The following is a 518-nucleotide window of genomic DNA, read 5'->3' as shown; positions in this document are numbered from 1 at the left end:
ATTAGAAGCGGACGCTGAGGGTCACGCCGTAATACACAATGCTGTGGAACGGGGTGGCAGGACCACCGACTGGGGTGCCAGGGTAGTTCGTGGTCGAGTGTGCCAGATTCTTCATCGGACCCATTGGCAGGTTGGCTGCAACGTATGGGGTAAGGGTCGCACGGCTGTTGAGCTTGATTGGGAAATCAATGCCAACGTTCAGAGCGGTCCAACCGGAGATGCCACCTTGAGCAGCGCTGTTGGTCGCGAAGCCGCCGCCACCGACGAGGTTGCGGGAAGCCTGGGTCCAGCCAGCGTTGTAGTTCAGACCATAGCCCAGACCAGCGTGAGGGACGATGCTGATGGCATCGGTCACGGCGATGATGGACTTGGCGGTGAGGTCGAAGTACCAGCCACCGTTGACGAGGTCATAGTTCGCGCTCGAAGCCAGATTGATCGGGCCGAGGTTGGTGTTGACGCCAAGAGTGAGCTGCTGGATGTCGTTCATGCCGAAGCCTTGGCCGAAAACGCCATTCATA

1 protein-coding gene is annotated in these 518 nt (G+C 58.9%); it reads right to left on the bottom strand.

The annotated features are described in order from the left end of the window. Position 1: 1 nt before the first annotated feature. On the bottom strand, positions 2-518 hold a 517-nt coding region (locus AC24GY_RS29465), incomplete at its 5' end, for a hypothetical protein (protein WP_487690462.1).

The organism is Prosthecobacter sp. Pr1 (assembly GCF_057652315.1).
The sequence above is the reverse complement of the archived record's forward strand: the minus strand, read 5'-3'. Positions and strand labels throughout refer to the sequence as shown.